Source organism: Olsenella intestinalis, assembly GCF_023276655.1.
In the GTDB taxonomy this organism is placed as follows: Bacteria; Actinomycetota; Coriobacteriia; order Coriobacteriales; family Atopobiaceae; genus Olsenella_J; species Olsenella_J intestinalis.
Window position 1 is genome coordinate 216,857 of the sequence record NZ_JALGRK010000001.1, and the last position, 14,131, is coordinate 230,987.

At 70.1% G+C, this 14,131-nt stretch carries 12 protein-coding genes; all 12 read right to left on the minus strand.

What is annotated here, in order from left to right; translation table 11 throughout:
* Positions 1-94 precede the first annotated feature (94 nt).
* The 12 genes from bsh to acpS all read right to left on the minus strand — a co-directional run bounded on the left by bsh (position 95) and on the right by acpS (position 14,129).
* Positions 95-1,045, minus strand: coding sequence for a choloylglycine hydrolase (bsh, locus tag M5D76_RS00815; protein WP_248921517.1), 951 nt, complete (start codon positions 1,043-1,045; stop codon positions 95-97).
* A gap of 75 nt (positions 1,046-1,120) precedes the next feature.
* Entirely contained in the window at positions 1,121-2,746 is a 1,626-nt protein-coding gene (locus M5D76_RS00820; RefSeq protein ID WP_248921518.1) for an amidohydrolase, read from the minus strand.
* A gap of 85 nt (positions 2,747-2,831) precedes the next feature.
* Positions 2,832-3,608, minus strand: a complete 777-nt coding sequence (locus tag M5D76_RS00825; RefSeq protein WP_248921519.1) for an amino acid ABC transporter ATP-binding protein — start codon at positions 3,606-3,608, stop codon at positions 2,832-2,834.
* Between the two features lie 9 nt (positions 3,609-3,617).
* Positions 3,618-4,880 carry an amino acid ABC transporter permease gene (locus M5D76_RS00830; RefSeq protein ID WP_248921520.1) on the minus strand — a complete coding sequence of 421 codons (1,263 nt, stop codon included), beginning with the start codon at positions 4,878-4,880 and terminating at the stop codon, positions 3,618-3,620.
* A 125-nt stretch (positions 4,881-5,005) separates the two neighbouring features.
* Positions 5,006-5,968: a transporter substrate-binding domain-containing protein gene (locus tag M5D76_RS00835; RefSeq protein ID WP_248921521.1), complete on the minus strand. Its 963-nt coding sequence runs from the start codon at positions 5,966-5,968 to the stop codon at positions 5,006-5,008.
* Positions 5,969-6,227: 259 nt separating this feature from the next.
* Entirely contained in the window at positions 6,228-8,720 is a 2,493-nt protein-coding gene (gene tsaD / locus M5D76_RS00840) for a tRNA (adenosine(37)-N6)-threonylcarbamoyltransferase complex transferase subunit TsaD (protein ID WP_248921522.1), read from the minus strand.
* Between the two features lie 141 nt (positions 8,721-8,861).
* A complete protein-coding gene (locus M5D76_RS00845) occupies positions 8,862-9,515 on the minus strand; it encodes a hypothetical protein (RefSeq protein ID WP_248921523.1) in 654 nt (217 codons plus the stop codon).
* Positions 9,516-9,579: 64 nt separating this feature from the next.
* Positions 9,580-10,095, minus strand: a complete 516-nt coding sequence (tsaE, locus tag M5D76_RS00850; RefSeq protein WP_248921524.1) for a tRNA (adenosine(37)-N6)-threonylcarbamoyltransferase complex ATPase subunit type 1 TsaE — start codon at positions 10,093-10,095, stop codon at positions 9,580-9,582.
* Between the two features lie 12 nt (positions 10,096-10,107).
* Positions 10,108-10,737, minus strand: a complete 630-nt coding sequence (locus M5D76_RS00855) for a uracil-DNA glycosylase (RefSeq protein ID WP_248921525.1) — start codon at positions 10,735-10,737, stop codon at positions 10,108-10,110.
* 7 nt (positions 10,738-10,744) lie between these two features.
* Complete coding sequence (gene alr, locus M5D76_RS00860; RefSeq protein WP_248921526.1) at positions 10,745-11,905, minus strand: alanine racemase; 1,161 nt, start codon at positions 11,903-11,905, stop codon at positions 10,745-10,747.
* Positions 11,906-11,944: 39 nt separating this feature from the next.
* A complete protein-coding gene (locus M5D76_RS00865) occupies positions 11,945-13,558 on the minus strand; it encodes an NAD(P)H-hydrate dehydratase (RefSeq protein WP_248921527.1) in 1,614 nt (537 codons plus the stop codon).
* 1 nt (position 13,559) lies between these two features.
* Complete coding sequence (acpS, locus tag M5D76_RS00870; RefSeq protein ID WP_248921528.1) at positions 13,560-14,129, minus strand: holo-ACP synthase; 570 nt, start codon at positions 14,127-14,129, stop codon at positions 13,560-13,562.
* Positions 14,130-14,131: the final 2 nt, after the last annotated feature.

Sequence of the window (14,131 nt, forward strand, 5' to 3'; positions counted from 1 at the left end):
CGCCGTCCATTTCCCTCGATGCTATCCGAATTGCGCCGATGGCGCACCCATCGCACGCAACTCGCATCGCCATCGCCGCCGAGAAGAGCCTCCCCTAGCTCGCCTGGATGACCTCGGTCCCAGCCGCGTCGAAGTCCGCGAGCGCGACGCTTCTGATCGCGGGGTCGTCGTAGGTGTTGTAGTAGTAGGTGTTCGTGCGCGTCGAGACGCCGCCGGTGTAGACCGTGACCTCGAACGCTCCGTCGCCCATCCTGGCCGCCCCGTCGACCATCGACACGGCCCCGAGCGTGTGGAACAGCCGGCTCACGTTCTCGGCCTCGCTGTCCTTCTGCGGGTAGTGCGCGTTGTGGTAGGCGGCGCGCACGAAGCGCGACGGCGAGTAGCAGTCGCCGGGGATCCCGCGCATGCTGCTGCCGGAGCCGAACGCGCTCATCTCGCTGCCCCGCCACGAGACGGGGCCGGCGACCTCGGGCGTGCACGCAAGGTAGTTGCGCACGTTCTCCTCGTGGTACGCGAAGGTCGGCTGGTTCGCCAGGACGTCAAAGCCGTCGTGGTAGACGTGCAGCCCGTCGGCCATGTGCTCCACCACGATGCTGCGCGTCGCGTCGCCGATGATCCAGTGCAGCAGCGAGCATGCGTACTTCTCGCTCACGGGACGGTCGACGATCGCCACGTTCGCGAGCGCCTCCTCCACCTCGTCCACGGACGAGAAGAGCGCGGCGACCCACAAGGGGAACTCCCATGCGCACACGTTCACCTTGCCTTGCACGGGCGCGGGCTCGTAGCTCGCGTATCCCGGGAAGTTGAGCCCCGCCACGGCGAGGCCGGCGTCGTTGGCGCAGTCGAAGTAGAGCGGCGTGCCCTCGCAGACGATGCCCATGCCATAGACCGGGTGCCCCATCGCGCCGATCGCGCCGAAGGGCGAGTTCGGCTTCCATCCGGTGGGAGTGATGGTCACGCGCTCGCCGTAGCCGCAGCTCCAGTCGAGATTGCGGCCGAAGTACATGTGGCCAAGGCCGTCATCAAATCGAATCCCCGTGCACATGGATATCCCCCTCCCGCGCATGCACGACCGCCTCCAGACGGCCGCGCCAAGGACCAGACCGTTGCACCCTTGATTCTAGGCCTCCCAGGCGAGGCTGCCTCCCACGTACGCGGCGAGCGTGCGGACGCCCTGGATCTGCTCGGGGTCGGCCTCCATGAGGTTCGTGTCGAGAACGGCGATGTCGGCGAGCCTCCCCGCCGAGAGCGTCCCGAGCTCGCCCTCGCGCCCGCAGGCCACGGCGCTGCCGCGCGTGTAGGCGTCGATCGCCTCGGCCATGCCGATTCGCTCGGCGGGCAGCCACCCGCCCCTGGGCTCGCACGTCTCGGGCACCTCGCGCGTCACGGCGCAGCTCAGCACCTGCATCGAGCGGTTGGGCACGCACGGCGAGTCGGTCCCGAACGCCATCGTCACGCCCGCTCGGGCGAAGCTCGCGAACGGCCACATGAAGGCCGCTCGCTCGGCGCCCAGGTCGCGCTCCGGCTGGGTCACATCGATCACTGCGTGCTGCGGCTGCACCGACGCCACGAGCCCGATCTCTGCCATCGCGCGCACGTCCTCGGGCCAGAGCCCCTCCACGTGCTCGATCGTGTTGGCGCCCTGCCGCGGCGCGCCAAAGCGCTCGCGGGCCTCGCGGAAGATGTCGATTGCGGTGCGGATCGAGCGGTCGCCGATCGTGTGGATACGCGTGGCGATGCCGCGTTCGGCGGCGGCCATCACGTACGAGCGCATGAGCTCGGGCGCGACCGTGGGGCGTCCGCAGTCGCCGGCGAAGCGCGCGTTGGCGTACTCGTCGAGCATCCACGCCGTGTGCGCGCTCGAGACGCCGTCGAAGAACTGCTTGGTGCCGGGAGCGCGCAGCAGCTCGCCCGTCAGGCGCGCCTGCAGCGCCTCGATGCGCTCGTAGCGTCCCACGTTCTGCGGGAACAGGTGGGCGCGCACGGGAAGGGCGCCCTGGGCGAGAAGAGCCTCGTATACGTCCTCGTTGACGTAGTCGGCGCCGGGGATCGCGGAGAGCGCCATGTCACAGACGCTCGTGATGCCCTGGCCGAGGCTCCTCTCGAAGTAGTCTCGGTAGGCGCGCATCACGCCGTCGCGCGGCAGGGTCTGGAACACCTTCGCAACGTAGACCATGCCCGCCGCCTCACGCAGGACTCCCGTGAGTCGCCCATCGGCGTCGCGCTCGAAGGAGCCGCCCGCGGGCGGGACGGTGTCTGCCGTGATGTCGAGTTCCTCGAGGCCGCGCGTGTTGACCCAGAGCGTGTGCAGGTCGCCGGAGTACATGGCCACGGGTCGGTCGGGGAAGGCCGCGTCGAGCGACGCGCGCGTGGGCGCGACGGCCGGGTCCCACAGGTCCTGGCGCCAGCCCTGGCCGATGAGCCAGCGACCGGCGCGCGAGCGCCCGGCGAAGGCGCGCATCTGCTCGACGCAGTCGGCCTCGCTCGTGCCCGGGCAGGTCAGCGCGAGGTCGGAGTCGACGAGCGCCGTGTGAAAGACATGCTGGTGGGCGTCATGGAAGCCGGGACAGACGAAGGCGTCGCCAAAGTCGCGCACGCGGGCGTCGTCGCCGGCGACGCGCGAGACGTCCTCCGGCGCGCAGACCGCACGGACGCGCGTGCCCTCGATGACGACGGCCGCGCGGACGTCCGGGTGGGCGCGGTCGAGATAGACGTGGTTCGACGTGATGACGCTGAGCGGGGCCATGGGTTCTCCTCAAGGGAAGCGGCCGCTCGACTGTCGTCGGCGGCCGCGGGACGTGCGGGGTTGGCGCGGGCGGGCGGCGCGGCGGCTAGGCAGTCGCGCTTGCGCCCTGGGTGTCTTCGAGGTAGCGAGAGAGGAACTCGCGGGTGCGCGGGTGCTCCGGGTTGGTGAAGAGGCGGTTGGGCTCGCCCATCTCGGCGATGACGCCCTGGTCCATGAAGACGACCTTGTCGGAGACGTTCTTGGCAAAGTCCATCTCGTGCGTGACGACCGCCATCGTCATTCCCTCGTCGGCGAGGTTGCGCATGACGGAGAGGACCTCGCCGACGATCTCGGGGTCGAGGGCGCTGGTCGGCTCGTCGAAGAGCATGAGGTCGGGCTTCATGCAGAGCGCGCGGGCGATGGCGACGCGCTGCTTCTGGCCGCCGGAGAGCGAGGTGACGCTCGCCTTCGCGAACTCCGCGAGGCCGACGGCCTCGAGGTGACGCATGGCCTCAGCCTCGGCCTCGGCCTTGCTCGCCTTCTTGAGCGTGACGGGGGCGAGCGTGCAGTTGTCGAGCACGTTCATGTTGTTGAAGAGGTTGAATCCCTGGAAGACCATGCCGATCTTCTCGCGCAGGCGGTTCACGTTCACGTGCTGCGCGGCAAGGTCCTCGCCGCGGAACCACACGTGGCCCGCGTCGGGGGTCTCGAGGAGGTTCAGGCAGCGCAGCAGGGTCGACTTGCCCGACCCCGATGCGCCGATGATGGTGACGACCTCGCCGGGCATGATCTCGAAGTCGATGTTCTTGAGGACCTCGTGCGAGCCGAAGCTCTTGCGCAGGCCCTCGATCCTGATGACGGGCTCTTGAGCACTCTCAGCCATGGCTCACACCTACCGTTCCTGCTTGTTGTTGTGGCTTGCGTTGGCGCCGGCCGGGCGCACCGAGTCGGTGACGCCCATGGTGACCGCGACGTCGGAGGTCGAGAGCACGGGGCCCTTGGCAGGGGCGTCCAGTCGCTTGGCGAGCATCGAGAGCAGCTTGGAGGCGATCATCGTGAGGATGAGGTAGCAGATCGTCGCGATGACGTAGACCTCGAGCTGGCGGTAGTAGATGCCCGCGACCGTGGTCGTCGAGAACATGAGGTCGAAGACGCCGATGACCGAGAGGACCGAGGAGTCCTTGATGTTGACGACGAGCTCGTTGGAGAGGGCGGGCACGGCGTTCTTGATGCCCTGCGGGAAGACGACCTTGGTCATGGCCTGCCACTGCGAGAGGCCGAGCGAGCGCGCGGCCTCGGCCTGGCCGCCGTCGACGGCCTCGATGCCGCCGCGCAGCACCTCCATCATGTAGGCCGTCGAGTTGAGCGAGATGGTCACGAGGCCCGCGACGAACGTGGACCAGATGCCGGAGATCTCGGTCGTCGACATGCCCGTGCCGCGCAGGGCGGCGAACCCCGCGAAGTAGATGAGGAGGGACTGAACCATCATCGGCGTGCCGCGCACGACCGCGGAGTAGAACTTGGCGAAGCCGCAGCCGACGACCTTGAGGAAGCGGACGAGGTCGTTGTCGGGGCGGTCAATCTGCTGAAGGCGCAGGAAGACGAGGAGCAGCGCGAGGAAGAAGGCGATGACGGTGCCGAAGACGGCGAGCTGCACCGTGGTCGCGATGCCCTTGATGAAGATGTCCTTGCCGGCGAAGAGCATGTAGACCATGCCGGGAAGGAACCCCTGCGGGTTCGTCTCGGAGAGGGCGGCCGCCTGGGCCACGGCGATGAACCCCATGACGACGCGGTCGACGAAGAGCACCGCCGTGATGCCCACGACCACGTACGACGCGATCCTCTCGGCCTTGCGCGCGCCCGGGCGCACGAAGGGCGACGTGCTGGCGTAGTCGCGCCACTTGATCAGCTTGTTCAGGAGGGCCACGCCGGAGACGACGACCCAGGCGAACAGCAGGTAATACATGACGACCTCGAGGGCGTAGACGCCGGCGAGGAAGCTCATCTCGGTGCGCGGCTGTGACGAGAGCCACATGCCGACGAGCGCGATCGCGCTCGTGCCGAGAAAGACGTAGCGGTGGTCAGCGGCAACGAAGCGGGTGAGCCTGTTGCCAGAGCGGGAAGACCCAGCGGGGTCCCCTTGAGCGATGCCCATGCGCATCCTCCCTAAGAGATTTCGGTGCGCCACGACGGCGCGGCAAATGGAACGGGACGTGCCCGCAACGCTAAAACCATAGCGCAAATCGGGGCACGGGGGTGACAATTGTGAGAAGGCCCAGCTTAGGCAGGCTGCCGTGCGATGACGGCGTCGAACATCGAGGTGCGCTCCTCCTCGGGCACGGCCGCGATCGCGTCGTTGACGCGCTTGAGGACCTCCGGCTTGCCCTTCGCGAGGCCGGCGTTGACGGGGACCACCTGGGAGAAGCCCCTGCCGTCCTCGAACTGGATGGCGACGAGGCCGGGGTTGGCCTTGAGGAAGCCGTCGGTGTTCTCGGTGTTGTAGGTGATGGCGTCACAGGTGCCCTGCGTGAGCTGCGAGATCTGCGAGGGCACGGAGTCGACCGGCGTGAGGTGCGTCACGTTGGGGATCTCGTCGATGACGGAGTCGAGCAGGGTGTCCTTCTGGCCGAGGACCGCCGACCCCGCGAAGTCGGAGAGCTCCGTTGCGCCCTCGAAGCGCGAGCCCTTCTTCACGAGCAGGCCGAAGTGGCCGATGAAGTAGGGGTCGGAGAAATCGATGGCCTGGCGACGCTCGTCGGTGGCGGACATGCCCGCGAGGATGATGTCGATCTGGCCGTTGTTGAGCGAGTCGATCAGGCCCGAGAAGCTCATCTTGACGGCGACGGGCTCCATGCCGAGGGCCTTGGCGATGACCTTCGCGAACTGGACGTCGTAGCCGTCCGCGTAGGCGCCGGCCACGTTCTGGATGGGGATCGTGGTGTCGCTCGCCTCGGTGGCCTGCCAGTTGAAGGGCGCATAGGCGGCCTCCATGCCGACGCGCAGGGTCTTGCCGTCGCCGAGGACGGAGCCGCCCGCGGACGACGAGGAGCCGGAGCCGGCGACGGGCGTGACGCCCGGGGCGGCCGGGCCGCAGGCCGCAAGCGCGCTCGTGGCGCAGACACCGAGGGCGGCCGTGGCGGAGAGCTTGATAAACGAGCGGCGCGAGAGGGAGCTCACGGGAGGCGTACCGTGCGGTATGCGCGTGATAGGGCTATGGCTAGGGCTGTAGTCGTGCGTGGTCATCTGGTTCCCTCTTTCAGGCAGTGCTCTTCGTGTTCCCCTTTCGTGCCCCGCAACCGGAGGGGACCCATTCCCCTCCCCCTTGCAACCTAATGCGAGAAAGTTACGTGCACGTACCCAACATAGGGTACGGCAACGAGGGCGCCCTGCCACCGTCGTTGTTGGTAACAAGCACGCAACCGGCGACGGGCGGGAGGAAACGAAGGCGAGAGGAGCGCGCGGCCATGGCCGTACGCTCCTCTCGGCAGCACCGTGATCGGGGCTAGGCGCGCTCGGGCCAGCCCTCTCCCACGACGGGGGCCTGGTCGCTCGACCAGCAGCCGAGCTTGGCGTTGGGGTTTGCGTCGAGGGTCAGGTCCATGTGGACGTTCGCGTGGTGGTTGCGCAGAGCGGCGACGGCGATCATGGCGCCGTTGTCGCCGCAGACGACCATCGGCGGGACCGTGACGCGCACGCCCATGCGCGAGAAGCGCTTGCGGTAGGCCGCGCGCAGCTCGGGGTTGGCGGCCACGCCGCCGCCCACGCAGAAGTCGGAGACGCCGGTCTGGTCGACGGCCTCGGCGGCCTTGGCCACCTGGACGTCGATGACGGCCGCCTCGAAGGAGGCCGCGAGGTCGGGCAGGTCGATGGGGCGCCCGGCGCGGTTCTCGCCCTCGATGTAGGTGATGACCGCGGTCTTGAGGCCAGAGAGCGAGAAGCGGAAGTCGTGGCTGTGCATCATGGCGCGCGGGAAGTGAATCGCCTTCTTGTTGCCGCGTGCGGCGAGCTTGGAGATGATCGGGCCGCCGGGGTAGCCGAGGCCGAGGGCCTTGGCCACCTTGTCGAAGGCCTCGCCCACGGCGTCGTCGATCGTGGCGCCGAGCACCTCGTAGTCGCCCCAGTCGCGCACGTGGACGAGCATGGTGTTGCCGCCCGAGACGAGGCTCGCGACGAAGGGCGGCTCGAGGTCGGGCGTCTCGAAGAGGTTGGCGAGCAGGTGGCCCTCGAGGTGGTTGACGGCCGTGAGGGGCAGGCCCGTCGCGGCGCAGACGCCCTTGGCGAAGGCGACGCCGACGACGAGGGCGCCGACGAGGCCGGGGCCGGCCGTCACGCCGACGCAGGCGAGGTCGGCGGGCGTCAGCGTGTCGCAGCCGAAGTGCTCGCCGGCCTGGGCGAGGACCTCCTCGAACACGCCGACGATGGCCTCGACGTGCTTGCGCGAGGCGATCTCGGGGACGACGCCGCCGAAGCGGGCGTGGAAGTCGATCGAGGTGGCGACCACGTTGGCGCAGACGACGCCGTGCGAGTCGATGATCGCCATGGCCGTCTCGTCGCACGACGACTCGACGGAGAGGACGAGGTCGCCGGCAGCCGCGAGGGCCTCGAGCGTGGATGCGCTCCTCTCGCCCGCGTGAATGGGCCAGGGGCGAAGCGACGCGGCGGGCTCGACGCGCGAGGTCTTGAGGCGCGCGGCGTCGAGGGGCAGGTCGACGGTCATGATCAGGGCGTCGGCGCCCGGTCCGTAGTAGTTGGGGCGCTCGCCGGCCTGGGTGAGGCCGAGGCCCTCGTAGAGGGCGCGGGCGCCGGCGTTGTCGCGCTCGACCTCGAGCGATGCGGTCTTGGCGCCGAGGGTCTGTGCGTCGTAGGCGATGCGCGCGAAGAGGCGCGCGGCCAGGCCCTCGCGGCGGCGCTCGGGGGCGACCACGACGTCGGCGACCTCGAAGTCGTCGCCGCAGACGCGGCCTCCCGCGAAGCCGATCACGCGGCCGCGGTCGTGCGCGACCCACCAGGAGCGGCCGCTTCCGGCGAGGTCCTCCTCGAAGAGGCGGCGAGACCACGCGGTGTGCGCGGCGTCGGCGTAGACCTCGGCCTCGAGCTCGGCGACGGCGTCGAGGTCGTTTACGGTCATGGGGCGCAGCTGCGAGTGGACGCCGGCGAGCAGGTCGTCGACGCCGGTGGTGCGCACGCTCGCGGGCTCCCTCATGCCGAGGCGCTGGCGCTCGGCCTCCTCCGCGTCGGAGAGGCGCGTGTAGATGGGCAGCACGAGGGCCGGGTCGCCGCTGCCGAGCCCGGGCGCGTCGGCGGATGCGGCGGCGCGCAGGAGCCCCTCGCCGGTGGGGTACCACGACGACTCGTCGACGAAGCGCGCGAAGCCGGCCGCGGAGAAGGACTCGCGGTACTTCTTGAGGCCGTCGCCGGTGAGGATGAGCTCGCCGGCGTCGGAGCGCGCGGCGAGCTCGGCCACGCACGCGTCGGCCTTCACGACGCGCTCGACGTCGAAGGCGCGATGCGCCCCGGCCTCGTCGAGCTCGTAGATGCCGGGGTAGACCTCGCGGCGCATGGCGTCTCCGATGACGGCGAGGCGGCCGCGGACGCCCGCGCCCCAGGCGCTCCACGCGACGGCGTCGAGGGTCGACGCGCCGAGGAGCGGCCTGGCCAGGCCGCACGAGAGGCCCTTGGCCGTGGCGATGCCGATGCGCACGCCCGTGAACGAGCCGGGACCGCGGCCGACGAGCACCTCGTCGACGTCGGCCATCGTGAGGCTCGCCTCGTCCAGGCAGGCGAGGGCCGTACGTGTGAGCGACTCGTTGGCGTGCCTGCGGCAGAGGTGGTCCCCCGACGAGAGGATGCGCACTTCTCGGCTGCGCGCGCCTGCGTCGGCCGCGCCCGAGAGGCCACCGGCGACCACGCCCACGCAGCACGCGAGCATGTCGGTCGAGGTGTCAATCGCAAGAATGACGGACTCGCCGGGGGCGAGCGCGGTGTCGAGGCTCATGTAGGTCCAATCCACGGAGTGCTTTCACGCGAAATAGTGTACACGCGCAGGCAGGCGCCGTGGAGCCGCCTGTCCATGGGGCACCATACCTGCAAAGTGCGGGCGCCTTGCGCGCGTCGTGCGAACGCCTCGCGCGTCGCCCTACCCCACCTTGGCGAACAGGAGCACGCGCCCCATGGCGCCCTGCCTGACCACGAGACGGCCGTCGTCGTTGAGGTCCATCGACACGACGTCGGCCACGTCGTCGCCAAGGTCGCCGTGCGCAAGCTGCGGCGTCTCGTCGTCCTGGCTCCAGGTGAGCGGCAGCTTCTCGCGCTCGGTCTCGACCGTGCCGCCCTTGCCCCTGAACGTGAGGGCCATGGCCCCGCGCTCGGCGGCGGTCGTGACGGTGCCGTTTGCGTCGAGCACGCCGAGCAGCTTCCACGAGCCGAGGGCGTCGACCTCGAAGACCTTGTCGTTGGGGGCGCGCGTGGCGTCGAAGAGGATGCTGTTCGTGAAGTCCGCGGGTGACAGCGCCGCCGCCTCGGCCGCGACGTCGGCACTCGCGGCGGGCGGGATCACCGTCTGCTCGCCGGGGGCCGCCTGGGGCGTCTCGGCAGCGGTGGGGGCCACGACCACGGAGTCCGCGCCCTTCTCGGCGAGGACCCCCAGCTCGGCCGAGGCCGAGGCCGCGACCTGGGCGGCCTGGGCCGGGTCCGTCGCGGCAAGGCGGTCGCACCCGGCGAGCGCGACCGGCGACAGGACAAGGGCGGACGAGAAGAGCACGCAAGCGAGCTTGACACGTGGCAGGGGCATGATGGCCTCCGTCCGTTGCGGCATATACCTGTGCGGACTTCAGTCTATCCCATAAATAAGTTACCTAAGAAATATCATCTGCGAGCGTGCGCACCAGACGGGCTGCGCGGTTGCCACAGGCCGCGAACGCGACCCTGCGGGGCGGCTCCTCGCCGGGCGCGACCTCGTCGTCGAGCCTCGTGATCGTGACGCGCACGAGGTCGTCCCCCAGCTGGTCGAGGAACTGCTCGCCCCACTCGATCACGCAGGCGCCGTCACCGTCGAGCGCGTCGAAGAGCCCGGTGTCCTCAAGCTCGTCGGCGCCGTCGAGGCGGTAGAGGTCGAAGTGGTAGAGCGGCATGCGCTCGCCCTCGTAGACCATCTGGATGTTGAAGGTCGGGCTGCACACGTCGTCCACGACGCCCAGCGCCGCCGCGATGCCCTTGGTGAACTGGGTCTTGCCCGCACCGAGGTCGCCCGTCAGCACGAGCACGTCGCCCTCCTCGAGAAGCCCTCCGACCGTGCGCCCGCAGGCTATGGTCTCCTCCGTCGAGTGGGTCACGACCTCGCAGGCCACGCTCTTCTCCTCCACGTCGCTCATGTCAGTCCCCTCTCACGCGCCCGGGCTCGCGCCATCGTCCCCCGCGGGGTGGTCGGCCAGCCATGCGGCCGCCATCCGCAGGTCCTCGACGAGAAGCGGGGCCCAGTCCTCGTTGTAGATCGTCGCCGCCGGGTGGAAGGTCGCCACCACGTGGAAGTGGCCCGCCTCGTGCATGCGGCCGCGCAGCTTGGTGACGCCATTGTCGCACCTGAGCACGAACTGGGCCGCGACGTTGCCCAGGCACACGATCACGTCCGGCCAGACGCTGCGGATCTGCTCGCGAAGAAACGGCGCGCAGGCCGAGATCTCGCCGGGCGCGGGCGGGCGGTTCGAGGGCACGCGGCACTTGGTCACGTTCGTGACGTACACGTCGGCCTCGTCGATGCCGGCCTGCTCGAGCGCACGGGCGAGCACGCGGCCGCTCGCGCCCGAGAGGGGCTCGCCGCACGCCTCGTCGGAGGCCGAGGGCGCCTCGCCGATGAGCATCAGGCGCGCATGGGCGCTCCCGCGCCCGAACACGATCCGCTCGCGCGACTGGGCGAGCGGACAGAGGCCGCAGTCGCCCAACACGTCGCGGATCTCCCCCAGCTCCACCTCGCGCGGACGCGGGCGGTCGTGGCCGGGGATGCGCAGGCGCCCCATGAGACGCCTACACGAACACGCGGTCGAGGCGCTGCGAGAAGTTGCAGACGACCTCGTAGTTGATGGTTCCGCGGCGCTCGGCCATCTCGTCGGCGGTGATCTCCTCGTCGCCGTCGCGGCCGATGATCGTCACCACGTCGCCGCGCTCGACGCGCTCGGCGGGGTGGTAGGCGCGAATGTTGTTGACGTCGACCGCGAACATGAACTGGTCCATGCAGATGCGACCCACCTGGCGGGCGCGCACGCCGCCCACGATGACGTCCATGTTGTTCGAGAGCGTGCGGGCGAGGCCGTCGGCATATCCCACGGGCACGGTCGCGATCTGGATGTTGGGCTTCGGCACGCGGTAGGTGAGGCCGTAGCCCACGCCCTCGCCCACGGCCGGGTTGATCACGCGCGTCACGCGGGCGCGCACGCTCATCGCGGGCGTCAGCTGGATGCGCGGCGCCGTGGTGTCGGCGGGCTGCAGGCCGTAGAGGCCGATGCCCACGCGGCACATGTCATAGTGGAACTCGGGGTGCAGCACGGTGCCTGGCGTGTTGTCGCAGTGCGCGAGGCCGGGGTCGAAGCCCGCGTCGCGCAGCGCGCACACGGTGTCCTCGAAGCGTTTCGCCTGCTGCTTGAAGTCCCAGTCGCCGATGACGTCGGCGGTCGCGAAGTGCGTGAAGGTGCCTGCGCACTCGAGCCCGCGGTGGAAGTCGATGCTGTGGCGGAACTCCACGGCCTCCTCGGGCAGCACGCCGATGCGCGTCATGCCCGTGTCGACGGCCAGGTGGTACTTGCCGACCTTGTCCATGCGGACGGCCTGCTCGCCGTAGGCGAACGCGAAGTCGGTCGTGTAGATGGCCGGCATGATGTCGTACTCGAGAAGGGCGGCGACGCTCTCGACGGGCGACTCGTTGAGCATGAGGATGGGCTGGGTGACGCCTCCCTCGCGCAGCTCGATGCCCTCGTCCACGGTCGCGACCGCGAACTGGTCGGCGCCGGAGGTCGCCATGGCCTTGGCGCACTCCACGGCGCCGTGCCCGTAGGCGTCGGCCTTCACCGCGCACATCATCTTCGTCCCGCGCGACAGCAGCGACTTGAACGCGCGCGTGTTCTTGCGAATGGCGTTCAGGTCGACCTCGACCCACGCCCATCGCCTCTCGGGATAGACTACGCTCGCCATCTCCCTCTTCCTTCTCTTGTGTCTTGCTCTTCTCGTCCGCTAGTTCATGTCGCCGGAGTCGGGGAAGGCGATCTGCTCCTCGAGCGCGTCCTCGGCAAGCCCCAGCGCGTCAATGATGTCGCGGGCCATGACCCCGTGCGAGCCGAACCGCTCGGCCGCGATCGACCCCGCGTAGCCGTGCACCTCGCAGGCGAGCGCCGCAAGGATCGGCAGGTCCTCGTTGCCCACGTTCGAGCGGGCGAGAAGAGCCGCGATCACGCCCGCGAGCACGTCCCCGGAACCGGCCGTCGCCAGTGCCGCGGGGCCGGGCTTGGGCAGCACGGCCGCGTCCACGTTGACGCAGGCGGTCGCCGAGCCCTTGGCCACCACGCAGATCTCGCTGCCGCCCTCGCTCCACACGATGCGGCGCGCGGCGTCCATGGCCGCGGTGAGCGACGCGGGCGGGCGGTCCTGCAGGCCCGTGAGGCGGCCGAGCTCGCGACGGTGCGGCGTGAGCACGAGCGGCGCCTTCCTGCGCAGCACCTCGGGGAACTCGTCGAGCTTGTTCGAGGTCAGGCGCGCCAGGCAGTTCAGGCCGTCGGCGTCCACCACGAGCGGCGCGTCGGTGTTGATCAGGCGCGACACCACGCCCACGGTGCCGCCGCTCACGCGCATGCCCGGGCCCACGAGGGTCGTCGTGCGCTTCGCGGCGAGCTTCGCCACGGCGTCGGCGGCAGCCGACGAGAACGTGCCGTCGGAGTCGGCGGGCAGCCCCATGACGGGGATCTCGGCCAGCTGCGACTGGATGATCGGCGCGACGGGCTCGGGCACGGCGAGCGTGACGTAGCCGGCACCGGAGCGCGCTGCCGCCATGGCCGCCATCATCGGCGCGCCCGGGAAGCGCAGCGAGCCGCCCACCACGAGCACCGACCCGCGCGTGAACTTGTCGACCGCGTTCGACGGCGGCTCGAGCACGTCCACGTAGTCGTCCAGGTCGGCGCGCCACGCGACGGGGTCCGCGTCGAGCACGAGGCGCTCGGTCTGCTCCGCGAGCGGCGCCACGATGATCGCGCCGCAGGCGTCGCGGCCCATGTCGGCCAGCAGGCCCGGCTTGAGCGTGAGCATCGTCACGGTCATGTCGGCGATCACGCACCCGCCGGCGGCAAGGCCGGTCTGCGCGGACAGGCCGCTCGGCACGTCGATCGAGATGACGCGCGCCGCCGACGCGTTGATGCTGTCGATCCAGATGTCAAAGGGAGCGCGCGGCTCACCGTGGAAGCCCGTGCCCAAAAGCGCGTCGAGCACGATGTCGCTCTCGCCGAGAAGAGCGTCCACGTCGTCCTTGTGGGGCGCCACGAGCATGCGCACGCCTGCGGCCTGCGCGCGCTTGGCGACCACGCGGGCGAGGTCGCCCTGGATGTCGTCGGGCGCGACCGGCGTGACGACGCACACGTCGACGCCGCGGCCATGCAGCGCCTCCGCGGCGACCCAGCCGTCGCCCCCGTTGTTGCCCAGTCCGCAGAAGATGGCGACGTGCGACGCGTCGCCCATGCGCACGACCTCGTTGGCCGCGGCGGTGCCCGCGCGGTGCATGAGCTCCGAGATGCTCACGCCGACCTCGGTCAGCCCGGCCTCGACCCTCTTGACGTCCTCCACGTTGAGAACTGGTTGCATGTCACTCCCCCATCGACTCGGCCAGGGGAAGCTCGCCCGTCTCGGGCTCCTCAGCGTCCCCCTCGCCATCAAGTGTATCCATTATGCCGTCCTGCAGACGCTCCAGCTCGTCGATCACGCTGCGCGCCTCCCTGAACGACGCCTGCATCTCCCGCTGCGCGTCATTGCCCTCGTCGCGCCTCGGCCTCACGTCCGGCGTCATCGCGACGGCGTTCGCCACGGCCACCTCGTGCGTGCGCGACAGCGACAGGGCGACCTCCTGGATGCCCCGCTCGCTCGCGACCTCGGCGGCCCTCCCGGCGAGAATGGCCACGGGACGCCCCCTCTGGTCCTTCCCCACCGAGACGTCCTTGATGCCTATTCCCTCCGAGAAGCCCGTGCCCAGCGCCTTGAGCACCGCCTCGCGCGCCGCGAAGCGCGCCGCGTAGTGCTCGAGGGGACGCGCGCATGACTCGCAGTAGGCACGCTCCTCCTCGGTGAACACGCGCGAGAGGAACGACGGGTGGCGCGTGGCCGCCCGCTCCATGCGGCTTATCTCGAGGATGTCGACGCCAACGCCGGCCCTGGCCATGG